Below are 22,199 nucleotides of genomic sequence, written 5' to 3' on the forward strand. Positions count from 1 at the left end.
GAGGGATGGCCGCCCTGGTCGTCACCCTGTTGGCGACAGTCGGCCTGGTGGCCACGCCGCAGGCGACGGCCGCACCCGCGGTGCCGTCCGGGTTCGTCATCCGCGAGCAGGCGACCGGCCAGGCGGCCTACGACCTGACCGACTTCGGCTACCTGCCCGGCGACGGCGGCATCATCACCACCGGCAAGGGCGGCAAGGTCACCTGGATCTCCCCCGCCGGCGCGGTCCGCACCCTCACCACGCTCGCCGTCAACAACGAGGGCGACCTCGGCCTGGTCGGCCTCGCCGTCGCCCCCGACTACGCGAGCACGCACCACGTCTACGTCGTGCGGTCGGTGCGCACGAGCACCGGCACGAACTTCCGGCTCGCCCGCTGGACGGTCACCGGCTCCCCCGAACCCACCGGCCTCGGCAGCGAGCAGGTCCTGCTCGAACTGCCGATGACCTTCAACGTGCACGGGATGACCGGGGTGGTCGCCGGGGACGACGGGACGCTCTGGGTCTCCATCGGCGACAGCTCCGAGTTCCGCCACGGGTTCTACGACCCACGCGCGCTGCGGGCCCTGGACGTCGACCAGCTCTACGGCAAGATCCTGCACCTCACCGCGGACGGCGCCGGGGTGGCGGGCAACCCCTACTACCAGGCGGCGAACCCGAACTCCGCGCGCAGCAAGGTGTTCGCGAGCGGGTTCCGCAGCCCGTTCCGACTCGCGCTCGACCCGAGCAGCGGTCTGCCGGTCGTCGGCGACGTCGGCTGGGAGACCTGGGAAGAGCTCGACATCGTCCAGCCGGGCCGCAACTACGCCTGGCCCTGCTGGGAGGGCAACCACCAGACCGGGTACGCCACCCAGTTCCCCGCCGAATGCGGGCCGGTGTCGAACCAGGCCCCGATCTGGGAGTACCACCACGGCGGCGCGGTCGACCAGGGCAACAGCGTCACCGGCGGGTTCGTCTACACCGGCAAGAGCTATCCCGCGTCGTACCAGGGCACCTACTTCTTCGGCGACTACCAGGGCGAGAAGCTCTGGACGCTGCGGTACGACAGCACCGGCAAGCTGACCCAGGCGCCGCAGAACCCGCCATGGGCCACCGGGATCGGCGGGCCCGTCGAGTTCGCGGCCGCGCCGAACGGCGACGTGGTGTTCGCGGACCTGATCTCGGGGAACCTGAAGCGGGTCAGCTACCAGCAGGGCAACATCGCGCCGATCGCGCAGGCGACCAGCACGACGAACGCCGAGACCCGGACCGTCGCCTTCGACGGCTCGGACTCGCTGGACTACGACGGCGACCTGCTCACCTACAGCTGGGACTTCGGCGACGGGACGACCGGGAGCGGCAAGACCGTCTCCCACACCTACGCCGCCGGCGCGAGCCGGTTCACCGCGACGCTCACCGTGCGGGACCCGCTCGGCGCGACCGGCACCACGCAGCTGACGGTGGCGCCGTCCAACCACTCCCCGCAGCTGACCCTGACGCCGCCGCCGAGCGACACGTACGCCGTCGGCGAGCAGATCAGCCTGGCGGCGACGGCGACCGACGCCGAGGACGGCGCATTGGCGGTCGAGTGGACCAGCCGTGAGCTGCACTGCCCGGACGACACGACCTGCCACTCGCATCCCGGCGTCGGCGCGACCGGGTCGACGTTCACCGTGCCGTTCCCCGACCACCCCGACACCCAGCTGCTGATCACCGCGACGGTGGCCGACAGCGCGGGCGTCACGGCGAGCCAGACCTACACCGCCTCACCGCGGCAGCACCGGCTCACCCTCAGCTCGGCCGTGCCGGCGGCGCTGCAGATCCCGTCCGAGAACAACGCGAACACCGCGATGGTGACCGAAGGCGTGACGCTCGACGTGCAGGCCGCGGCAACGGCGAGCGACGGCGCTTCGACGTTCACGGCCTGGGCCGACGGGCCCACGGAGCGGATCCGCACCCTGAAGATGCCCGCGACGGACCTGACCCTGTCGGCGGTCTACGCGACGCCGATCGAGCAGCGGTACAACTCCGACGCCGCACTGCGGCAGAGCCTCGGCGCGCCGACCGCGCCCGAGGTGTCCGACGGCGGCCTGCGCTACCGCGTGTACGAGAAGGGCCGCCTGTACTGGTCGCAGCAGACCGGGGTGCACGAGGTGCACGGCCAGATCCTGGCGAAGTACCTCGCGCTCGGCGGGCACGCGAAGTTCGGCGCGCCGACCACCGACGAGACGACCACGCCGGACGGCACCGGCAAGTACAACCACTTCGTCGGCACACCCGGCACGGGCACGGCCTCGGTGTACTTCACCGGAGCCACCGGCGCCCACGGCATCTGGGGCCTGATCCGGGACAAGTGGACCGAGCTGCGCCGGGAGCAGGGCCCGCTGGGCTACCCCACGACCGACGAGCAGACGACGCCGGACGGTGTCGGCCGGTACAACCACTTCAGCAAGGCCGCCTCGATCTACTGGACCCCGGCGACCGGTGCGCACGGTGTCTGGGGCGCCATCCGGGGGACCTGGCAGGCGACGGGCTGGGAGGCGGGTCCCGCGGGCTATCCGACGACCGACGAGCTGACCACGCCGGACGGCGTGGGCCGGTACAACCACTTCAGCAAGGCCGCCTCGATCTATTGGTCGCCCGGCACGGGCGCACACGAGGTCTACGGCGCGATCCGGGCGCGGTGGTCGGCGCTGGGCTGGGAGCGGTCGTACCTCGGCTATCCGCGCTCGGGCGAGTTCGGCTTCGACGGCGGGCGGCGCAACGACTTCCAGTTCGGTTACATCCAGTGGTACCCGAACGGGACGGTGATCGACCACCGCTGGTGAGCTAGCCGTAGTAGAAGCCGAAGGAGTGCGGGAGGTCGTCCGCCGGGCCGTGGTTCCCACGCCGGAGGGCGACCTCCCGTGCGAGCACCTGGGCCAGTGCGGCGAGCGCGGTGAGGGAATGGAAGTTGCCCACTCCGGCGGTCTCGGCGAAGAGCACGGCGTGCGCGTACTCGGCGAGCGGCGAAGCCGGATTGTCCGTCAGGGCGACGACTCGCACGCCGTGCTCGCAGGCGTACTCGGCGGCGCGGACCGTGTCGGCGGCGTAGCGCCGGACGGACACGGCCACCAGCACGCCGGACAGCTCGCGCACCTCGTCGACGAGCGAATCGCCGAGCTGCCGTGCGTGCAGTTGCCTGCTCAGCAGTTCGGCGATCGGCCTGCTGTCACGGAGTCCGAGCACGTGCACCTCGTCGGCCTCCGCGAGCAGCGCGACGGCGTGCAGCCAGGACGTGCGGTCGAGCCGGTTGAACGTGCGCGTCAGATTGGTCTGCTCCTGTTCGAGCGTCGCCGACAGCATCCCGCCCGGCGGCTCGTGGCCGTTGTCGTCGGCACGGCGGGCGGCTTGCGCCTGCTCGGCGAGCCAGACCCGGCACAGCTCCATGATCGCCGGATAGCCGGGCAGGCCGAGGGAGTTCGCGAACCGCGCGACCGAGGACTCGTGCACCTCGGCGAGCCGGGCCGCTTCGGAGATGCCACGGTACGCCGTGCCCTCGGGGTCGGCCAGCACCAGGTGCGCGATCCGCAGCTGCCCCGAAGCCAGTTTCGGCAACCGGCTGCGGAGCAACTCGGTCAGCTCCTGGTAACTGCCCGGCGGGGTCACGGTCTCGGCAGATCCACGACGGTGACACCCGCCCGGACGGGGACGGGTTCGTCCATTTCGGCCAGTGCGGCCGGTGCGTCGTCGAGGCCGATCCGCCGTCCGACCAGCTGGCCGAGGTCCATTCCGGAGCGTGCCACGAAGTCGAGCATCGCCGGGTACTCGTGGGCCTGCAGGCCGTGGCTGCCGAGGATGCGCAGCTCGTCGGCGATGACCCGGTGCATCGGGATCGGCGGGGTGCCCTGGCCGGGCGGCATCAGTCCGACCTGCACGTGGCGACCGTGTTTGCGCAGGCCGGCCACGGACGAGGCACAGGTCACGGGCAGGCCGACGCAGTCGAGGGACAGGTGTGCGCCGCCCTCGGTGAGCTCGCGGACCTCGTCCACGGGGTTGCGGCTGTGCACGGTGGCCTCGGCGCCGAGGCGTTTCGCCATGGTGAGCGCGTCGGGCGAGAGATCCACGGCGACGACCCTCGCCCCGGCCGCGACCGCGAGGAGGACGGCGGACAGCCCCGCGCCGCCGCAGCCGTACACCGTGACCCACTCACCGGCCTGGAGAGCGCCCTGCCTGAGCACGGCGCGGTATGCCGTGCCGAACCGGCAGCCGAGCGCGGCTGCGGTCACCGGCTCGAGGTCGGCGGGCAGCGGCACGAGGTTGACGTCGGCGTGATCGAGGGCCACGAACTCGGCGAAGGACCCCCAGCCGGTGAAGCCTGGTTGGAACTGGTGGTCACAGATCTGCTGGTTGCCGCTCGCACACCGGGGGCAGGTCCCGCAGGCACAGACGAACGGCACGGTGACCCGCTCGCCGACGCGGTGGTTGCGCACCCGCTCGCCGACTGCGACGACCGTCCCGGCGAGCTCGTGCCCGGGGATGTGCGGCAGCTTCACGTCGGAGTCGTGCCCGCGCCAGGCGTGCCAGTCGCTGCGGCACACCCCGGTGGCCTCGACGGCGACGACGACCCCGTCCGGCGTGGGCGCGGGGTCGTCGACCGCCTGGACCTCGGGCAGCTCCCCGAACTTCTCGAACAACACGGCACGCACCCGACCACGATACGTGCAATCGGGTGGCGGGAAGTGTGTCTTCGACCGCGCAGCGGGCGGGGGCGGGCGGGGTGCGGCGGGAGCCCAAGCTCCCGGGTGCCAACCCCCGGAGTTGGGTGGTCATCCCGTCGCCTGAACTCGCGGCATCACTTTGAGCCAGGCCCGCAACCGTCCTGCTTTCGGGCAGCCGCCAACGCAAGCTTGCGGGCCTGGGTCAAAGTGATACGCACAGACCGCAGGCGACGGCATGACCACCCAACTCGACCACGTCGAGAAGGTGAGATGAGCGGGCTTTTCCTGGCTCATCTTTGAGCCTGCCCGTCCGGCGAGGACTCTCTTGATCTTTAGAGCCGCGCTGCGCGCAGGTGGCTGGGGTACGCCCGTCCCACCCCGATCGCGGAATGTTCAGCGGGCATTCCTGCTGCCGTTGCCGGGTCCTCCCAACCAAACCCCTACCGCAGCAAAGCCACCACCCTGGCGAACTGCGCCAGGTAACCCGAGTTCACCGTCACGTACGAGATCCCCAGCTCCGCCCGCCACCGCAGCAACGTCTCCGCGCCCTGCTCCGGCGTGCCCGGCAGTACCGTCACCGCACCGCTCGCGGCCAGTTCCGGCAGGCCCACCCCGATGAACCGCTCCAACCACGGTGCGGGCTCGTCGCCGACGGCGAGGAGGTTCACGGCCAGCTCCACTTCGTCCAGCCTGTCACACACCGCACGGAAACCATCCACAATGGACTTCGCCGCCGCCTCGGTGGTGCGCGGCATCCACGCCATCGTCGCGATGTCCGCCTCGCGGGCGGCCAGCGCCGTCATTTTCGGGCCGCCCGGGGCGAGTAGCAACGGCGGCCGGTCGTCCTGCTTCTTCAGGAACTCTATGGTCTCGACCAGATGCGAGTACCGATGGTCGAACGTGCCACCCAGCGCCGCGACACGGGCCGCCGCGTCGGGACGGCCGGTGCCCAGCCCCAGTTCGAACCGTCCACCGGTGAACTGGTGCAGCGATCGCGACTGCCAGTCCAGCAACCGCCGGTCGCGGAACTTGTCCACCGCGACGAAGGTTCCCACGTGCAGCGTGCTGGTGACGGCCGCCGCCGCGGAGAGGATCGTGAACGGGTCCAGGTCGACCTGGGGATCGGGTGAGACGAGGGTGTCGTAACCGGCGTCCTCGGTGCGGCGGGCGAGGTCGGTCCACGTGGCGAGGTCGGTGCCGCTACCGACCACGCCGAACCGGAACGGGCGAGCAGTCATGACCTGATCGTGGCCCCTCGGCCACACCGGCACATCCGTCCGTGAGCGTACTTCGCCGTACGCGCCTCAATGTACGGCGACGCTCAGCGCCTGCGCGATCTCCTTGCCCAGCGCATGCGTGGTGGCGTCCCGGGCAGGCCCCACCTTCACCACGAGCGACCCGCCGAACGGCTGCCGCTCGACCACCTCGATCCGCTCGCCGATGCCGATCGCGTGGTCGGCCAGGTACCGCAGCATGTTGGGGTCGGTGTCCCACACCCGCACGATCTGCCCCACCGCGCCCGGCTCCAGCTCGTCCAGCAGCCGCGTCGGCAGCTCCTCGACGCTCCCGTCGGCCGCCGGGATCGGGTCGCCGTGCGGGTCGCGCACCGGATGCCCGAGCTTCGCGGAGATGCGCTCGACCAGCCGGTCGGAGACGGCGTGCTCGAGCGCGTCGGCCTCGCCGTGCACCTCGTCCCAGGTGTAGCCCAGCTCCTGCACCAGGTAGGTCTCGATGAGCCGGTGGCGTCGCAGCACGCCCCGCGCGAGCAGCCGTCCGGCGGGGGTCAGTTCGATGCCTCGGTACGGCACGTGCTCGACCAGCCCCTGCTGCGAGAGCTTGGTGACCATGCCCGACGCCGAGGACGGACTGACCTCCAGCCGCGCGGCCAGCGTCGTGTTCGTGACCGCCTCACCGCGCTCCACCAGGCCGTAGATCACCCGGATGTAGTCCTCGGTGGAGGACGACGACGAGCGGCTGGGACTGTCCGGCATACGGTCAACTTTACGTCCTGCACCTGGATCGAGTCAGCCTCGCCCGGGCGACCAGCGGTACCGGATCCAGCCCGGCACCGGCTCGGCCCCGAGCTGCGCGTAGAACGCCGCCGCCTTGTCGTTGCCCTCCTGCATGTCCCACTCGACCCGGCCGGTGGTGCGCGCCCGCAGCGCGGCCAGCAGTTCCCCGCCGAGGCCGTGCCGCCGGTGCTCGGGCCGGATGTAGAGGTCGTCGAGCCAGATGCCCGGCTGTCCTTCCCAGGTCGAGAAGTTCCACGAGCAGAACGCCAGGCCCGCGACGGCGCCGGGCTCGCCGGGCGGCGAGGCGACGAGCACCCACGCCTTCGGCTCCGGGCCGAACAAGTGCTTGGTCATCTCGACGCGGTCGAGGACGAGCGAGTCGTTGCCCTCGAAGCGGGCGTGCTCCTCGATCAGCGCGCAGATCTCCTCGATGTCGGCGACTTCGGCGTCACGGACGGGCATCGGTCATTCCCCTCTCGTAGGCGAGCGTGCCGCCGACGGCGGTCGCCAGCACGCTCGCGTCCTCCGGACTCTCGGTCGGGTCCGCCGACAGCACCACGAAGTCGGCGAGCTTCCCGGTCTCCAGGGTGCCCAGCTCCCGCTCGCGAAACGCGGCGTAGGCCGACCCGTACGTGTAAGCCCGCAGCGCTTCGACGGGCGTGATCCGCTCGCCGGCGCCCAGGAGCCGGCCCGACGACGTGCGCCGGTGCACCATGTCCGCCAGTCCCAGCAGCGGCGCCCCGCGCACGACCGGCCGGTCCGAGCTGCCGGGGAGCACACAGCCCGCGTCGAGGAAGGTGCGCAGCCGGTAGCACCAGTCCTCCCGCGCCGGCCCGAGCGCGGCGGCCATGCCGTCGCCGATCTCGTTGACGAACCGGCCCTGCGGCACCGGCACCAGCTCCAGCGCGACGATGCGCGCGAGGTCGGCCGGCGACACGACGGCACAGTGTTCGATGCGATGCCGGTGGTCGGCGCGCGGGTTGGCCCGCAGCGCCGCCTCGTACGCGTCGAGGATCGTCGAGATCGCCCGGTCGCCGATCGCGTGGGTGGCGACCTGCCAGCCCGCCGCGTGCGCCTTGAAGACCGTTTCGGCGAGCTCGTCCTCGGGCTGCTGGAAGTAACCGCGGTTGCCCGGCTCGTTCGAAAAGTCCTCGTGCATCGCGGCGGTCCGCCCGATCAGTGAACCGTCGGCGAACAGCTTCATCGGCCCGATCCGCAGCCACTCGTCACCCATCCCGGTGCGCATGCCCAGGTCGAGGCCGAACCCCGCGCCGTCGGGCAGCTCGTGCAGCACCGCCGAGGACACCATCACCGTGCTGCGCACCCGGAGCACTCCGCGGTCACGCGCCAGCTGGTAGGCGAGCACCTCCGCGGGCGTCTCACCGACCAGCCCGCCGCCGACGCCGGCCTCCTGCGCACTCGTGATGCCCTCGGACAGGTAGCGCTCACCGGCCCGGTCGATCGCGCGGACCACGGTTTCGAGGGGTGTCGGGTAGATCAGCGGCCGCAGCAGCAGCTGCGCCTGCTCCCGCAGCAGCCCGGTCGGCGAGCCCTCCGGGTCGAGCACCACGTCCCCGCCGGCCGGCACGTTCGCCACGTCCAGCCGGTCGAGGACGTTCGAGCTGACCACCACCATGTGCCCGGAGGTGTGCTTGAGCCGGACGAGGTGCCCCGGCGCCGCCCGGTCCAGGCCGTGGCGGGTCGGATGGCCGCCGATCAGCCGGTTCTGGTCGTAGCCGCTGCCGACGATCCAGCCGCCCGGCCGCACCTGCGCGGCACGCTCGGCGACGGCCGCATACACCTCGTCGACGTGCTTGCACTCGCCGAGCGCCACCTCGTCCAGGCTCATCCCGAACCACGCCATGTGGTTGTGCGCGTCGTGGAAGCCGGGCACGACGACCGCGCCACCGAGGTCGACCCGGGTGGCCGTGGACAGCGACTCGGCGTCCTCGCCCAGCGCGACGATCCGCCCGTGCAGCACGGCGACCGCCGACGTCCACGACTCGCCGGTGAACACCCGCGCGTTCTCGTACACCGCATCGACTCGCACCCCGCCACCCTATCGATCGATTGATAGGCTCGCAGGCATGACCTCGGTGGAAGTCAGGATCGACGACGGCGTCGCCCAGGTGCGGCTGAACCGGCCGGACCGGCTGAACGCGGTCGCGCCCGTGCTGGTGGACGACCTGCTCACCGCGCTGGACACGGTCGCGGGCTCGGACGCGGGCGCGGTCGTGCTCTCCGGCCGGGGACGGGCGTTCTGCGCGGGCCACGACCTCAAGGAACCCACCCCCGAGGGCGACTCGCGAGCCCGGCTGGAGCGGCTTCAGGACGTGACCCGGCGGCTGCGCGCGCTGCGGCAGCCGGTGGTCGCCGCGGTGCACGGGTACGCGATCGGCGCGGGCGCGGAGTTCGCCCTGGGCTGCGACCTGATCCTGGCCGCCGAGGACGCGGTGTTCGCCTTCCCGGAAACCGGCCTCGGGCTCAGCGTCACCGGCGCGGCCTCGCGACTGCTGCCGCAACTGGTGGGGCCGCTCAAGGCGAGGGAGCTGCTCCTGCTCGGCGAGCGGATCGACGCGGCGACCGCGCTGCGGCTCGGCCTGGTCAACGACGTCGTGCCCGATGTCCACGCCGCCGCGACAATCTGGGCGAAGCGCATCGCCGAACGCCCGCACGGCGCGGTCGCGCTGGCCAAACGCGCGCTCGACGCGAGCACCGACATCGAGGCCGCGCTGGAGCTGGAGGTCAGCCACGCGCTGATCACCGAGCACACGCCGGAGGTCGCGCGGTCGGCCGAGGCCTTCCGGAGCCGGGGATGATCCCGCTCGACCAGGTCGACGACCTCGCCACGCTCGTGCGCCGGGCCGCGGACCTGTGGCCCGACCGCGATGCGTGGATCTTCGACGAGACCGGAGAGCGGTTCACGTTCGCCGAGGTCGACCGGCGCAGCACGAAATTCGCGCTCGCGCTGCTCGAACTGGGCCTGGAACCCGGCGAGCGGGTCGCGGTGATGCTGCGCAACCAGCCGGAGTTCCCGTTGCTGTGGCTCGCGCTGGCCAAGCTCGGCGCGGTGCTGGTGCCGGTCAACACCAACTACCGCGAGTTCGACGGCGCGCACGTGCTGCGGCATTCGGGCGCGCGTTTCGCCGTCGCGGCCCCGGAGTTCACCGAGCTGCTCGACCGGATCGCGCCGGACACCAAGCTCGAACGCGTGCTCGCCCCCGGCGACCTGCACGCGGAGTCCACCGGGGCGGCGCGGTTCGAGGTGACCGGCGAGCGGCCTGCCAACCTCCAGTACACCTCGGGCACCACCGGCGCCCCGAAGGGCTGCGTGCTGCCGCAGCGGTACTGGCTGACCCTCGCCCGCGGTCTGGTCGCCGACTTCCCCGCGGTGTCGGACGAGGACAGGATCCTGACCGCGCAACCGTTCCACTACATCGATCCACAATGGAACGTCGCGCTCGGCCTGGCCTCCGGCGCAACGCTGGTGGTACTCGACCGGTTCCACCCGTCCACGTTCTGGGCCAAGGTCCGCGAGCACCGGATCACCTGGTTCTACTGCCTCGGGCTGATGCCCACGCTGCTGCTGCGCCAGCCGGAGTCCCCGGCTGAGCGCGAGCACCGCGTCCGTGCGATCAGCGCGTCGGCGATCCCGCGTGACCTGCACGCCCAGCTCGAAGCCCGGTGGGGAGTGCCGTGGTTCGAGGCGTTCGGGATGACCGAGACAGGCGGCGACATCCGGATGTCCGAGGCGGACCACGACGAGCTGGTCGGCACCGGCTGCATCGGCAGGCCGACCCGCGACCGCGAAGCGATGATCGTCGACGAAGCGGGCCGGCCGGTGCCACGCGGCGAGACCGGGGAGCTGGTGCTCCGGGGAATCGGCCTGATGCACGGCTACCACGACGATCCGGAGGCGACCGCGCGCGCGTTCCGGGCGGGCTGGTTCCACACCGGCGACCTGGCCACAATGGACGCTCACGGCCGGATCTTCTACGTGGGCCGCACGAAGGACATGATCCGTCGCAGCGGCGAGAACATCTCCGCCGACGAGGTGGAACGGGCGCTGCTGCTGCATCCGGCGGTGCGGCTGGCGGCCGTGCTCGCGGTGCCCGACGAGCTACGCGGCGAAGAAGTCAAGGCCTTCGTCGTGCTGGCGCAGGAAACGGCGCCGGAAGACCTGGTGGAGTTCTGCTCGGGGAAGCTCGCGTACTTCAAGGTCCCGCGGTACTGGTCGATCGCCGAGTCGCTGCCGCTCACTCCGTCGGAGCGGGTCGCGAAGGGTGAGCTGCGCTCCGCCGACCTGCCGACCTACGACCGGATGAGGCACGGGTGGCTCTGACGACCGAGCAGCGGGTCCGCCGCGCGGCCGTGAAGCTGTTCGCCGACAAGGGATTTCACGGCACCGGCATTCGGGATCTGGCCCAGGAGGCCGGAATCTCGTCCGCGAGCCTGTACCACTACATGGGCACCAAGGAGGAACTGCTCTCCGGGATCATGCGGGAGTGCCTCGACCGCCTGCTGCTGGGCGCCCGCCGGGCGACCGGCGGCGTCGCCGATCCGCGGCAGCGACTGGTCTCGCTGGTCGCCCTGCACGTGCTCGCGCACGCCCTTCAGCCGGCGGAAACCCGGGTGGTCGACAACGAGGTGCATGCGCTTTCCGCAGCCACCCGGCGACAGATCGTCGCGTTACGCGACGAATACGAGCAACTGTGGTCGGCGGCGATCGACGACGGTATCCGGCGTGGTGGCTTCACCACGCCGGAACCGGCCGTGACCAGGCTCGCACTGCTGGAAATGTGCAGCGGGGTCGCGCGGTGGTACTCCCCGCGCGGCCCAGTGGAATTGGACCGGCTCGCGGGCCATTACACCGGTCTGGCCCTGCGGATGCTGGGCAGCGCGGACCACGAATGCCCGGCCGGGCTCGACACTGCCCGGAAGGTGCTGTCCGACGTGTGGGGAAAGACCCTCTAGCTGGGGATTCTCGGGCTATACCTTGCCCGGACGGCTGATCTGAGGGACCCTCGAACCGTGAGTGAGCAAACGATCCATCTGGAACTGAACGAGTCAGGCCTCGCTCCGGGGCTGCCGGTTCCTACCAACCCTCGCGATCAGGTTCAGGACGTGCCTTATCGTCCGGTCGAATTCCGTGACGACGACCTACCCACCGCACTGGAGCGGTGTGCGACCTGGCTGCGAACCGCACAGGAGTGGCTGGGCGAGCCACTTGACGTGGTGGCCATTCACCTCGACTACGACGACCGCGAAGGCGCGCCCTACTACGACGTCAAGCTGTTGTGCAACGAGGAGGACCTCGCCGGGGCACCGCTGGCCCTGCGCGCCCAGTCCAAGTAGCCGACCACCGAGGCCGGGAGGGGGCGCTCTCCCCTGGGAGCGCCCCTTTCCCGGCTGATCACGGCCTCGTAAGCTGAGCCCGTTTTCCCGAGTTAGTTTCACGAGCGCGGCGTGCCGCCGGAACCAGGGGGCACGCGATGCGCGCTGTGACACCCGCCGCGTGGAGCGCTGTCCTCCTCGCCTGGCTCGGGGTCCACCTCGCCACCGGCACCCCCCTCGCGGAACTGGCCCAGTGGGCGCTCGCCGTCGGGCTCGGGGTCCTGCTGCCCGGCTTCGCCCTCGTCCGGGCCGCCCGCGCCACCGCCGCCCCGCTGCTCGAGGACCTCGCCTGGGGCACGGTCGCCGGCTGCCTCGTCGCGATGCTCGGCTGGGCGCTCGACGTCGTCCTGCCGTGGGCCCCGCCACCGTGGCTCGTCGGCCCGGTCTTCGCGCTGGTGCTGCTGGCCTTCCCACGCACCCGGCGACGCGTCCTCGCGCGGCCCGCGCCCGGGTGGGGCGTCGCGGCGAACCTGTGGCTCACCGGCGCGCTGGCCGTGGCCGTCGCCTGGATGACCACCGACTACCTGCGGTTCACCCCGCTCGACCCGGGGCCGGGCGGGCGCACCTATTACTACGACACGACCTTCCAGGTCGCCGTGATGGGCGAGCTGCGGCACACGCTGTGGCCGGGTTACCCGCTCGTGCACGGCGATCCGTACTCCTACCACTGGTTCCTGCACGCGATCACCGCCCACCTGACCACCGGCACGGGCGTCGACCCGTTCGACTCGATGCTGCGGCTCGTCCCGACCACGCTGTTCCCGGCCGTCGTACTGCTCGCGGCCGTGGTCGCGCGCCGGGTCGCCGACAGCGTGCGCGCGGGAGTGGTCTGCGCCGGACTGCTGACGGTCACCGGGGCCACCGTCGCCACGGTCTGGTCCACCGACGGCCAGGCGCCGCTGATGATCCAGTCGTACTGGGTCTCGTCGCTGACGTCGGCGTTCGGCTGGCTGCCGACGGTCGCCGTGGCCGGTTGCGTGGTCGCGATCCTGCGCCGCTCCACGGCCGACCGCGCGGTCCCGGTCGCGTTGTTCGTCCCGCTGGTTCTCCTTGCCACCGGGGCGAAATCCGCGGACCTCGCGGTGCTGCTCGGCGGTACCGTGCTCGCGTTCTTCGCGCTGCTGTTCCGTCGCAAGTGGATGGTCGTGCCGCGGGCGATCGCGGTGAACGTGTTCCTCGGCGGGGTGCTGCTGATCGCCCGGTTCACGATGTACGGCGGCGGGGACTACGGGCTGCAGGTCTCCCCGCTCGGCCCGATCCGGCAGACCGCGGGGCAGACGTTCCCGGACGCGGTCCGGCCCAGTGGCGGCGACCTGTACCTGGCGCTGCCGCACGTCCCGCTCGCGCCGCTGTTCGCCGCGGCGGTGCTGTACCTGGTGCCGCTGCTGCCCCGGCTCGCCGGGTTCGTGCCGCTGCTGCGGCGACGCCCGCTCGACCCGGCGATGTGGGTGTTCCTCGGCACGACGATCGCCGGGTTCGGCGCGATGCTCGTGTTCCGCCAGCCCGGCAACTCGAACATCTACTTCCTGGTCGCCGCCTATCCGGTGGGGCTCATCGGGTCGGCCTGGGGCGTCGCACAGCTGCGCTGGACGCGGACCGCCGTCGCAGGCGGAGCGGGCATCGGCCTCGTGCTGACGCTGGCGATCGCCTGGGTCGCGGGGGCCCGCCCGGCGAAGTCGATCACGGGCTGGCTGCTGCCGCTCGCCGCGCTCGCCGCCGCGCTGCTCCTGCTCGCGCTCGGCCGGCGCCGCTCGACGGGGGTCGTGCTGACGTTCGCGCTGCTGGGCACCGGACTGCTGTCCACGGGCCTGTACCTCACGCAGACCTCGACCCGGCCCAGCTACAACCTGGGCGTCACCTACGCCGACGCCACCTCCCTGCCCGTGACGCGCGACGAGCTCGCGGCCGGGCGCTGGCTCGACGCGCACGCGGGCCCGACGGACGTGCTGGCCGTGAACCGGGTTTGCACCCAGCAGTCACCGGGCGAGTGCACGGCGAAGCTGTTCGACATGGGAGCGTTCGCCCAGCGCAACGTCGACGTCGAGGGCTGGGCGTACTCGCAGCGGAACCTGGACGCGGCCTGGCACAGCACCGTCTGGTACGCCGATCAGCCGTTCTGGGACCAGCGGCGGCTCGACGAGGAGCTGTCCGCCTTCCGCACGCCGACGCCCGCCGCGCTGGCAGCCCTGTCGGCGCGCGGGGTCCGCTGGCTGGTGGCGGACACCCGCGCGCCGGTCGACGTCGGCGCGCTCGACGCACTGGCGCCGCGCGCGCTGACCTTGCCGACGGTGCTCGTCTGGCGGCTCTGACCGGTTGGTCAGCCGAGGACGCCGGTGACCTTCACGTGGCCCTTGAGCAGGTTGCGCGCGATGGTCCGGCGCTGGATCTCGTCGGTGCCCTCGTAGATGCGCAGCAGCCGCAGCTCGCGGTACCAGCGCTCGACGGGCAGCTCACGGGTGTAGCCCATGCCGCCGTGGATCTGCAGCACCCGGTCGACGATCTCGTTGGCCTTCTGGCCGCCGTAGAGCTTGGCGATCGACTGCGCGTGCCGCGAGTCCATCCCCTGGTCGACCTGCCAGGCGGCGTGCAGCACGAGCCAGCGCAGCGCCTCGATCTCGACCCCGGAGTCGGCGATCATCCACTGGATGGCCTGGCGCTCCGCGATCGGCGCGCCGAAGGTCTGGCGGGTGTTGGCGTGCTCGATGGCCATCGTCAGCAGCCGCTCGCACGAGCCGATCGCGTGCGCGGGCAGGATGTAGCGGCCGCGGCCGATCCACTGCATGGCCAGGTTGAAGCCCTTGCCGACCTCACCGAGGATCTGGCTCTCGGGCACCCGGACGTCCTGGAAGATCAGCGAGGCCGGGCCCCACTCGCCCATGGTGTCGATGTACTCGGACTTCCAGCCCATCTCGCGGTCGACGAGGAAGCAGGTGACGCCGCCGTTCGCGCCCTTCTCCGGGTCGGTGACCGCGAAGACCATCACGAAGTCGGCCTCGTTCCCGCCGGTGATGAAGGTCTTCTCGCCGTTGATGATCCAGTCGGCGCCGTCCTTGCGGGCCGAGGTGCGGATCGCCTTGGCGTCGGAGCCCGCGCCGGGCTCGGTGATCGCGAAGCACGACTTGCGCTCGCCCGCGATGGTCGGCAGCAGGTAGCGCTGCTTCTGCTCCTCGTTGGCGTAGAACAGGATGTTGTCCGCGGCGCCGCCGAAGCGGAACGGCACGAACGTGCGGCCGAGCTCGGCCTCGAGCAGTGCGGTCATCACGGCGGACAGGCCCATGCCGCCGTACTCCTCGGGGGTCTGGATGCCCCAGAACCCGGACTCCTTCGCTTTGAGCTGCAGTTCCTTCAGCTCGTCCGCGGTGACGCCGGGCCGGCCGGCGCGCTCGCGGCGGAGCACCTCCTGCTCCATCGGCGTCAGCTCTCGCTGCACGAAGGTGCGCACCCAGTCACGCACCTCGCGCTCTTCCGTGCTCAGGGTGAAGTCCATCGTGTGCCTTCCTCCGACTTACTAAGCGCTTGCTTACCCCAGGCTATCGCACTGACTCGTCAGTAGGAACCGGTAGCTTGGACACGTGATCGAGTGTCTGGTCTGGTGGGCCCGGCCACTGCCCGGTGAGGCGCGGTACCTGGCCCTGCTGGACGAGCCCGAGCGTGGCCGGTTCGAGTCGTACCGGCGCGAGATCGATCGCCGCAGGTTCCTGACGGGGCGGGTGCTGGCGAAGAGCGTCCTGGGGGCCCAGCTCGGTCGCACACCGGAGGCGGTTCGCTTCGACGCCACCTGTGACGACTGCGGAAAGCCCCACGGCAAGCCGAAACTGGCCGGGGTGGAATTCTCGATCTCGCATTCGGGCGAGCGCGTCGGGCTGGCTGTGACTTCGGCGCCCGTCGGCCTGGACGTGGAGACGGAGACGCGCCGGGCGGAGGACAACCTGATCGCGTACACCCTGAACGAGACCGAACAGGCGGCGCTGCGCGGCCTGGACCCGGACGCGCGGACTCGGGCCTTCTATGAATACTGGACGCGCAAGGAAGCCCTCATGAAGGCGACCGGCCGTGGCCTGAAGATCCCCCTGCAGTCCCTCACCCTGGACGGTGCGCGGCTGGCCCACTCGGCCGACCCGGCCCTGAACCCGGCGACGACCCACCTGGCGGACCTCGACCCGGGCGAGGGCTACCGAGGCGCGGTGGCCGTCCTGACGGCGGCGGAGGTTGTGGTGAAGGAAGGGACCTGGGAGGGGTAGGTCAAGGTGTCGCCCACCCACTCACGCCGACCCACTCGCCCACGGTGACCCGGCAACGGCCAGCCACCCCTCAAGGCGAACCCGGCAACGGCAGCCAAGGATGCCCGCGCCCAGCCCGCTCCCCAACCCAGATCCCCGCGCCACTCCGCGATCGGGGTGGGACGGGCGTACCCCAACCGCCCGCGCTTCGCCAGCCTCTACAGCTCCATCCCCATCGCCCTCAGCAGGGTCTGGAACTTCGCCGACGTCTCGTCCAGTTCGGCCTTCGGGTCCGACGCCGGGACGATGCCGCCGCCGGCGTACAGCCGCAGCGACCGCTCCGCCACCTCGGCACACCGGATCGACACCGCCCACTCGCCGTCGCCCTCGGTGTCCATCCAGCCGACCGCCCCCGCGTAGTACCCGCGGTCGAACGGCTCCAGCTCGCTCACCAGCTGCCGCGCCGCCTCGGTCGGGCTGCCGCAGATCGCGGGCGTCGGGTGCAGGGCCGCGGCCAGGTGCAGCGCCGTCACGTCCCGGTCGACGAGCTCGCCGGTGACGACCGTGCCCAGGTGCCACATCGTCGGCGTCGACACCAGGGACGGCTCGCGCGGGACGTCGAGGCTGCGGCAGAACGGGCGCAGCGTCTCGACGATCGCCTCGGTCAGCACCGCGTGCTCGATGTGGTCCTTGCGCGAGCCGGCCAGCGCGTCGGCGTTCTCCCGGTCGGTCACCGGATCGCCGGAACGCGGCGCCGAGCCCGCGTGCGGATGTGAGATGACCTGCCCGCCGACCCGGGACAGCAGCAGCTCGGGCGTCGCGCCGAGTAGCGTGCGGCCGCTGGGCAGCCCGGCCGCGTAGGTGTACGCGCCGGCCTTGTCCTTGGCCAGGTTGTGCAGGATGGCCTGCGCGGACACCTCGAAGTCGAACTCGAGGTCCAGCGCACGGGCCAGAACGACCTTCCGCAGGCCGCCGTCACGAAGGATCTTGATGGCACGCCCCACGGCTTCGACGTGCCGGACGGGCTCGGGTACGGCCCGCACAGCGCTCGCCGCGCCGATGGTCTTACGGCTCGCGGGCCGCGCGGGACCCGCGACGCGCACTGTCTCCGGAAGCACGATGTGCCCGGGCGTGCCCGCCGTGTCGAACGGCAGCACCCCGACCGCCAGTGACGTGGGCGAACCGGCCAGCGCGGCCGGGACGACCTCGCTCAGCGCCGCCACATCGGTGTCGGTGAAGGTCCGCAGGGACCCGGATCCCAGGATCGTGCGCCGGGAAGTGCCGAAGTAGAAGTCTCCGGGCGTGTAGTCCTCGAGCAGCTCGCCTGTGTCCACGTCTCCCATTGTGGGCGCACTTCGGTGGGCACGTGGCGCGAAGTGCGTGGCGTCACGTGCCCACCGGCGCGGGCTTACTTGAGCGCGTCGATCAGCGCTTCGCGCTGGCGCTCGCCGAGCCCGGCCGCGCGCCGGTCGGGGTCGATGCCGGCCTGCTCGAGCAGGGCGGCCACCTTGACGGCACCCAGGCCGGGGACGGCCTTGAGCAGCTGCGTCACCTTCGTCTTGCCGATGGTCTTGTCCTCCTTGGCCTTCAGGAGCACCTTGTCGATGCTCTGCTGGCCGGACTTGATCGACGCGAGCAGCTCGGAACGTGCCTTGCGAGCCTCGGCGGCCTTGGCCAGAGCTTCCGCACGCTGCTCCGGAGTCAACGTAGGCAGAGCCAACGTACTTGTCCTTCCTCTTTCGGATGTCCGCTCTCGCGGCGACGGCCGGGCACCCAGCTGGTGCTTGCACGAGCAAGCGCTGGCCAGGCCGTCTGGTCCACGCGCCCAGTAAACGCCACCTGGGCCGATGCCGCGAAATCGACACGCGCGCACTCGCCCGGTCGGGGAGGGGGCGGGACCTTGTGGCGAGCAGCACTACCTACGACTTAAAGTCACACCAACTGACGTTCACCGTTGAACCAAGCCGCCCGGGAGTAGCCCCATGCTCAGCACGATGCAGGACGGACACCTCAACATCGGCACCCTGCTGCGACACGGCAGCACGGTCCACGCGAACAGCGAAGTCATCACCTGGACCGGGGGCGGTTCTCGCCGCGAATCCTTCGCCGACCTGGGTAAACACGCCGCGAAGCTGGCCGGGGCGCTGCGGGGTCTGGGTATCACGGGCGACCAGCGCGTCGGCACCTTCATGTGGAACAACGCCGAGCACATGGCGGCCTACTGCGCGATCCCGGCGATGGGCGCGGTGCTGCACACGCTCAACATCCGGCTCTTCCCCGAGCAGCTCGTCTTCGTCGCCAACCACGCCGAGGACCAGGTCATCCTGGTCGACGGCACGCTGGTGCCGCTGCTGGCGAAGCAGCTGCCGCAGATGAAGACGGTCCGCCACGTGGTGGTCGCGAACGGCGACGCCTCGACGTTGCAAGCCCCCGAGGGCGTCGAGGTCCACGCCTACGACGAGCTGCTCGCCGGCCAGCCGGACACCTTCGACTGGCCCGAGGTGGACGAGCGCGCCGCGGCCGCGATGTGTTACACCTCCGGCACGACGGGTGACCCGAAGGGCGTCGCGTATTCGCACCGCTCGATCTGGCTGCACTCCATGCAGGTCTGCATGACCGACAGCATGAAGCTCGCCGAGAGCGACACAGCGCTCTCGATCGTGCCGATGTTCCACGCCATGGCCTGGGGACTGCCGTACGCGTCGCTGATGATCGGCGCTTCGCTGGTGCTGCCGGACAGGTTCCTGCAGCCCGCCCCGATCGCGGAGCTGCTCGCCGCGGAGAAGCCGACCTTCGCCGGCGCCGTGCCGACGATCTGGCAGGGCCTGCTGCAGCACCTGGACGCGAACCCGCAGGACATCTCGCACCTGCGTGAGGTGGTCGTCGGCGGTTCGGCCGCGCCGCCGTCGCTCATGCACGCCTTCGAGGAGCGCTACGGCGTGTCGATCCTGCACGCGTGGGGCATGACCGAGACCTCGCCGCTGGGCAGCGTCGCGCGGCCGCCGAAGTCGGCGGCGGGCGAGCAGGCCTGGGCCTACCGGTACACGCAGGGCCGGTTCCCGGCCGGGGTGGCCGCGCGGCTCATCGGCGACTCCGGTGAGGAGCTGCCGTGGGACAACGAGGCCGTGGGCGAGCTCGAGGTGCAGGGGCCGTGGATCGCGGCGTCCTACTACGGCGGCGACTCGGTGGACCCGGACAAGTTCCACGACGGCTGGCTGCGCACCGGCGACGTCGGCAAGGTCAGCCCGGACGGGTACCTCACGCTGACCGACCGCTCGAAGGACGTGATCAAGTCCGGCGGCGAGTGGATCTCCTCGGTGGACCTGGAGAACTCCGTGATGGGCCACCCGGCCGTCGCCGAGGCCGCGGTGATCGGCGTGCCCGACGAGAAGTGGGACGAGCGGCCGCTGGTCGCCGTCGTGGTGCGGCAGGGCGAGCAGGTGACGGCGGACGAGCTGCGGGAGTTCCTCGCGGACAAGGTCGCGAAGTGGCAGCTGCCGGAGCACTGGACCTTCGTCGAGGAGGTCCCGAAGACGAGCGTGGGCAAGTTCGACAAGAAGCGCCTGCGGGCGATGAACTCCGAGGGCGAACTGGACGTGACCCATTTCTGAGCTGAGCGAGCTCGACGAGGCCGGCACCGCGCTGTTCCACCAGACCATGCCGTTCACCAAGCGCCTCGGCGTGCAGGTGCTCGAGCACGGTCGCGACGTCGTGACCTCCCGCCTGGCGTGGGACGAGTCCCTCTGCACGGTGGGCGGGGTGATGCACGGCGGCGTGCTGATGTCGCTGGCGGACGCGACGGCGGCCGTGTGCGCGTTTCTCAACCTTCCGGACGGCGCGAAGGGCACGACGACGATCGAGTCGAAGACGAACTTCCTGCGCGCCGTGCGGCAGGGGTACGCGACGGCGACGTCGCGGCCCCTGCACGCGGGGCGCACGGTCATCGTCGTCGAAACGGAGGTCCGGGACGACGCGGGCAAGCTCGCCGCGAAGGTGACGCAGACCCAGGCAGTCCTTTCGTAGGTAGTCGCTTGGCGGACAGTGCGTCCGGCGGGAAAATCACTTGATGACCCGTATGCGTGTCGGCAACTTGCTCGTCGTGCCGGCGGTCGCGATCATGGCGTCGATGATGATCGCGCTACCAGCCGACGCGCACCCTGGCCGCGCCGACGACGAAGCCATCAGCTACCACGAGTGGCACGACCCGGCGGCCCGGCCGACGGGGCGTACCGACTTCGGCGGCAAGACCTACGAGTACGCGCAGTGGACGACGTCACCGGTGTTCCGGCAGGGCTTCGGCGCGACCGAGCTGATCGCGTCGTGGAACGCGCGGACGCCCGAGCACACCTGGCTGCAGGTCGAGACCCAGGGCGAGACGGACAAGGGCGCCGAGACGGCGTGGTACGTGATGGGGCGCTGGGCCGGGAGTGACACGGTCTTCCAGCGCACCAGCGTCGACGGCCAGGACGACGCGAACGCGGCGGTCAGTGTCGACACGCTGGTCATGAAGCCGGGCGTGACACTGCGCTCGTACCGGTTGCGGCTGAGCCTGTACCGCGAGGCCGGGACGTCCGCGATGCCCGCGGTGAGCACGATCGGCGCGATGACGTCGAACGTGCCCGACCGGTTCAGCGTGCCGGCCTCGCCGCCCGGCAAGGCTTCCGGGGTCGAGCTGCCGGTGCCGGCGTACGCCCAGAACCTCCACAAAGGACAGTTCCCGGAGTACGGCGGGGGCGGCGAGAACTGGTGCAGTCCCACGGCGACGGAGATGGTCGTCGAGTACTGGGGGCGGCGGCCGAGCGAGTCGCAGCTGTCGTGGGTTCCCGGGGACTACGTCGATCGCACGGTGGACTACGCGGCGCGCAACACCTACGACTACTCCTACGAGGGCACCGGCAACTGGCCGTTCAACACGGCGTACGCGGCGGAGTTCGGGCTGCGCGGGCACATCACCCGGCTGCACTCGCTGGCGGAGCTGGAGGACTACGTCGCGCGGGGCATCCCGGTGATCACGTCGCAGTCGTTCCTGGCGAGCGAGCTGGACAACGCGGGGTACGGGACGGCGGGGCACATCATGGTCGTCATCGGGTTCACCAAGGACGGCGACGTGATCGTGAACGACCCGGCGGCGAACAGCAACGCCAACGTCCGGACGGTGTACAAGCGCGACCAGTTCGAGAACGTCTGGCTGCGCACGAAGCGCTACGACGCGGACGGCTCGGTGGCCAGCGGCACAGGCGGGATCGCGTACATCATCACGCCGTAGGCGAGGTGGGCCGCGCACCCGCTCAGCGCGCCACCAACCCGCGCAGCACCAGGTCCAGCTTCACGGCCAGCAGCTTCGCCAGGTCGAACGGGCGCTCGGCGGGGATGAGCCACCGGCTGAGCGTGTCGGAGTAGATCGCGGCCAGCACCTCGGCCACCAGCTCCGGCTCGGCGCCCGGATCGAACTCGCCCCGCGCCTGGCCCCGGCGGATCGCCGTCAGCACCGCCTGCGGCACCGGCTTCTCCTGCACCAGCACCTCGTCGTGCCGCAGACTCGCCCGCAGCATGCCCGTCAGCTCGCGCTCCTGCTCGTTCATCGCCGCCAGCGCGGCGAAGTACCGGCGCAACTGCTCGGCGGCCGGCTCGGTGCCATCGACCTCCGGCAGCCGCAGCAGCTGGTCGCGCCGGTCCTGCCCCCACGCACGCATGAAGTCACGCTTGTGCGGGTAGTGGTTGAGCACGGTCTGCCGTGCCACATCGGCCTTCGCGGCGATCTGGTCGATGGTCGTCGCGTCGTAGCCGTACTTCCCGAACAGCTCCAGCGCTGCCGCGAGCAACCGCGCGCGCATCCGCTCCCGCTGTGCCGCACGCCGTCCTTGCGTCATGCGCCCACCTTCGGTAAATGTTGGTCT

20 protein-coding genes are annotated in these 22,199 nt (G+C 71.1%); 10 read left to right on the forward strand and 10 right to left on the reverse strand.

The window, feature by feature from the left end:
* The first annotated feature begins 5 nt into the window (after nt 1-5).
* Complete coding sequence (locus LWP59_RS35180) at nt 6-2,804, forward strand: PQQ-dependent sugar dehydrogenase (RefSeq protein WP_229857868.1); 2,799 nt, start codon at nt 6-8, stop codon at nt 2,802-2,804.
* A gap of 1 nt (nt 2,805) precedes the next feature.
* Here LWP59_RS35180 and LWP59_RS35185 read toward each other — a convergent pair whose 3' ends face one another.
* The 6 genes from LWP59_RS35185 to LWP59_RS35210 form a co-directional block, all read right to left on the reverse strand.
* Nucleotides 2,806-3,624, reverse strand: a complete 819-nt coding sequence (locus LWP59_RS35185) for a MurR/RpiR family transcriptional regulator (protein WP_144645856.1) — start codon at nt 3,622-3,624, stop codon at nt 2,806-2,808.
* Nucleotides 3,621-4,664: a zinc-dependent alcohol dehydrogenase family protein gene (locus tag LWP59_RS35190; RefSeq protein WP_144645854.1), complete on the reverse strand. Its 1,044-nt coding sequence runs from the start codon at nt 4,662-4,664 to the stop codon at nt 3,621-3,623. Before LWP59_RS35190 ends, LWP59_RS35185 begins: the two co-directional genes overlap by 4 nt.
* Nucleotides 4,665-5,116: 452 nt before the next feature.
* Entirely contained in the window at nt 5,117-5,914 is a 798-nt protein-coding gene (locus tag LWP59_RS35195) for an LLM class flavin-dependent oxidoreductase (RefSeq protein WP_144634957.1), read from the reverse strand.
* 66 nt (nt 5,915-5,980) lie between these two features.
* On the reverse strand, nt 5,981-6,667 hold the full coding sequence (locus tag LWP59_RS35200) for a metal-dependent transcriptional regulator (RefSeq protein ID WP_144634954.1): 687 nt from the start codon (nt 6,665-6,667) through the stop codon (nt 5,981-5,983).
* 33 nt (nt 6,668-6,700) lie between these two features.
* On the reverse strand, nt 6,701-7,150 hold the full coding sequence (locus LWP59_RS35205) for a GNAT family N-acetyltransferase (protein WP_144634952.1): 450 nt from the start codon (nt 7,148-7,150) through the stop codon (nt 6,701-6,703).
* Nucleotides 7,137-8,738: an amidohydrolase gene (locus tag LWP59_RS35210; protein WP_144634950.1), complete on the reverse strand. Its 1,602-nt coding sequence runs from the start codon at nt 8,736-8,738 to the stop codon at nt 7,137-7,139. Before LWP59_RS35210 ends, LWP59_RS35205 begins: the two co-directional genes overlap by 14 nt.
* Before the next feature lie 37 nt (nt 8,739-8,775).
* On the opposite strand from LWP59_RS35210, the gene LWP59_RS35215 reads away from it, so the two are divergent.
* The 5 genes from LWP59_RS35215 (at nt 8,776) to LWP59_RS35235 (ending at nt 14,391) form a co-directional block, all read left to right on the forward strand.
* Entirely contained in the window at nt 8,776-9,507 is a 732-nt protein-coding gene (locus LWP59_RS35215) for an enoyl-CoA hydratase/isomerase family protein (protein ID WP_144634947.1), read from the forward strand.
* The gene (locus tag LWP59_RS35220) at nt 9,504-11,030 is read left to right on the forward strand and encodes an AMP-binding protein (protein WP_144634945.1); all 1,527 of its coding nucleotides are present in this window, start codon (nt 9,504-9,506) and stop codon (nt 11,028-11,030) included. The genes LWP59_RS35215 and LWP59_RS35220 overlap by 4 nt, the downstream gene beginning before the upstream one ends.
* Nucleotides 11,021-11,662 carry a TetR/AcrR family transcriptional regulator gene (locus LWP59_RS35225; protein ID WP_186383092.1) on the forward strand — a complete coding sequence of 214 codons (642 nt, stop codon included), beginning with the start codon at nt 11,021-11,023 and terminating at the stop codon, nt 11,660-11,662. Before LWP59_RS35220 ends, LWP59_RS35225 begins: the two co-directional genes overlap by 10 nt.
* Before the next feature lie 57 nt (nt 11,663-11,719).
* Entirely contained in the window at nt 11,720-12,043 is a 324-nt protein-coding gene (locus tag LWP59_RS35230; RefSeq protein WP_144634941.1) for a hypothetical protein, read from the forward strand.
* Between the two features lie 137 nt (nt 12,044-12,180).
* Nucleotides 12,181-14,391: a hypothetical protein gene (locus LWP59_RS35235; protein ID WP_144634939.1), complete on the forward strand. Its 2,211-nt coding sequence runs from the start codon at nt 12,181-12,183 to the stop codon at nt 14,389-14,391.
* An 8-nt stretch (nt 14,392-14,399) separates the two neighbouring features.
* Here the strand turns inward: LWP59_RS35235 and LWP59_RS35240 are convergent, their stop codons facing one another.
* The gene (locus LWP59_RS35240; RefSeq protein WP_144634936.1) at nt 14,400-15,569 is read right to left on the reverse strand and encodes an acyl-CoA dehydrogenase family protein; all 1,170 of its coding nucleotides are present in this window, start codon (nt 15,567-15,569) and stop codon (nt 14,400-14,402) included.
* Between the two features lie 85 nt (nt 15,570-15,654).
* Here LWP59_RS35240 and LWP59_RS35245 point away from each other — a divergent pair, with 85 nt between their 5' ends.
* Nucleotides 15,655-16,323, forward strand: coding sequence for a 4'-phosphopantetheinyl transferase family protein (locus LWP59_RS35245; RefSeq protein ID WP_144634934.1), 669 nt, complete (start codon nt 15,655-15,657; stop codon nt 16,321-16,323).
* A 197-nt stretch (nt 16,324-16,520) separates the two neighbouring features.
* Here the strand turns inward: LWP59_RS35245 and LWP59_RS35250 are convergent, their stop codons facing one another.
* Entirely contained in the window at nt 16,521-17,636 is a 1,116-nt protein-coding gene (locus LWP59_RS35250) for an isochorismate synthase (protein WP_144634931.1), read from the reverse strand.
* Between the two features lie 74 nt (nt 17,637-17,710).
* Nucleotides 17,711-18,022 carry an integration host factor, actinobacterial type gene (gene mihF, locus LWP59_RS35255; protein WP_091517208.1) on the reverse strand — a complete coding sequence of 104 codons (312 nt, stop codon included), beginning with the start codon at nt 18,020-18,022 and terminating at the stop codon, nt 17,711-17,713.
* Between the two features lie 262 nt (nt 18,023-18,284).
* Between mihF and LWP59_RS35260 the strand changes: the two genes are divergently transcribed.
* Genes LWP59_RS35260 through LWP59_RS35270 form a run of 3 tightly spaced genes read left to right on the forward strand, consistent with a single transcriptional unit; the run spans nt 18,285 to nt 21,568 of the window.
* Nucleotides 18,285-19,913, forward strand: coding sequence for a long-chain fatty acid--CoA ligase (locus tag LWP59_RS35260; RefSeq protein WP_144634928.1), 1,629 nt, complete (start codon nt 18,285-18,287; stop codon nt 19,911-19,913).
* A gap of 46 nt (nt 19,914-19,959) precedes the next feature.
* Complete coding sequence (locus tag LWP59_RS35265) at nt 19,960-20,325, forward strand: PaaI family thioesterase (protein WP_144634926.1); 366 nt, start codon at nt 19,960-19,962, stop codon at nt 20,323-20,325.
* Between the two features lie 43 nt (nt 20,326-20,368).
* Complete coding sequence (locus tag LWP59_RS35270) at nt 20,369-21,568, forward strand: peptidase C39 family protein (RefSeq protein WP_373299700.1); 1,200 nt, start codon at nt 20,369-20,371, stop codon at nt 21,566-21,568.
* A 22-nt stretch (nt 21,569-21,590) separates the two neighbouring features.
* Here LWP59_RS35270 and LWP59_RS35275 read toward each other — a convergent pair whose 3' ends face one another.
* Complete coding sequence (locus LWP59_RS35275) at nt 21,591-22,172, reverse strand: TetR/AcrR family transcriptional regulator (protein WP_186383090.1); 582 nt, start codon at nt 22,170-22,172, stop codon at nt 21,591-21,593.
* Between the last annotated feature and the right edge of the window lie 27 nt (nt 22,173-22,199).

Origin of the sequence: Amycolatopsis acidiphila (genome assembly GCF_021391495.1) — a bacterium.
Classification (GTDB): domain Bacteria; phylum Actinomycetota; class Actinomycetes; order Mycobacteriales; family Pseudonocardiaceae; genus Amycolatopsis_E; species Amycolatopsis_E acidiphila.

What these genes read in the sequence shown, in the direction of transcription:
- LWP59_RS35200 (WP_144634954.1), bottom strand. Translation starts at nt 6,667, where the DNA reads ATGCCGGACAGTCCCAGCCGCTCGTCGTCGTCCTCCACCGAGGACTAC.
- LWP59_RS35240 (WP_144634936.1), bottom strand. Translation starts at nt 15,569, where the DNA reads ATGGACTTCACCCTGAGCACGGAAGAGCGCGAGGTGCGTGACTGGGTG.
- LWP59_RS35215 (WP_144634947.1), top strand. Translation starts at nt 8,776, where the DNA reads ATGACCTCGGTGGAAGTCAGGATCGACGACGGCGTCGCCCAGGTGCGG.
- LWP59_RS35195 (WP_144634957.1), bottom strand. Translation starts at nt 5,914, where the DNA reads ATGACTGCTCGCCCGTTCCGGTTCGGCGTGGTCGGTAGCGGCACCGAC.
- LWP59_RS35205 (WP_144634952.1), bottom strand. Translation starts at nt 7,150, where the DNA reads ATGCCCGTCCGTGACGCCGAAGTCGCCGACATCGAGGAGATCTGCGCG.
- LWP59_RS35180 (WP_229857868.1), top strand. Translation starts at nt 6, where the DNA reads ATGGCCGCCCTGGTCGTCACCCTGTTGGCGACAGTCGGCCTGGTGGCC.
- LWP59_RS35265 (WP_144634926.1), top strand. Translation starts at nt 19,960, where the DNA reads ATGCCGTTCACCAAGCGCCTCGGCGTGCAGGTGCTCGAGCACGGTCGC.
- LWP59_RS35235 (WP_144634939.1), top strand. Translation starts at nt 12,181, where the DNA reads ATGCGCGCTGTGACACCCGCCGCGTGGAGCGCTGTCCTCCTCGCCTGG.
- LWP59_RS35270 (WP_373299700.1), top strand. Translation starts at nt 20,369, where the DNA reads ATGACCCGTATGCGTGTCGGCAACTTGCTCGTCGTGCCGGCGGTCGCG.
- LWP59_RS35275 (WP_186383090.1), bottom strand. Translation starts at nt 22,172, where the DNA reads ATGACGCAAGGACGGCGTGCGGCACAGCGGGAGCGGATGCGCGCGCGG.
- LWP59_RS35220 (WP_144634945.1), top strand. Translation starts at nt 9,504, where the DNA reads ATGATCCCGCTCGACCAGGTCGACGACCTCGCCACGCTCGTGCGCCGG.
- LWP59_RS35260 (WP_144634928.1), top strand. Translation starts at nt 18,285, where the DNA reads ATGCTCAGCACGATGCAGGACGGACACCTCAACATCGGCACCCTGCTG.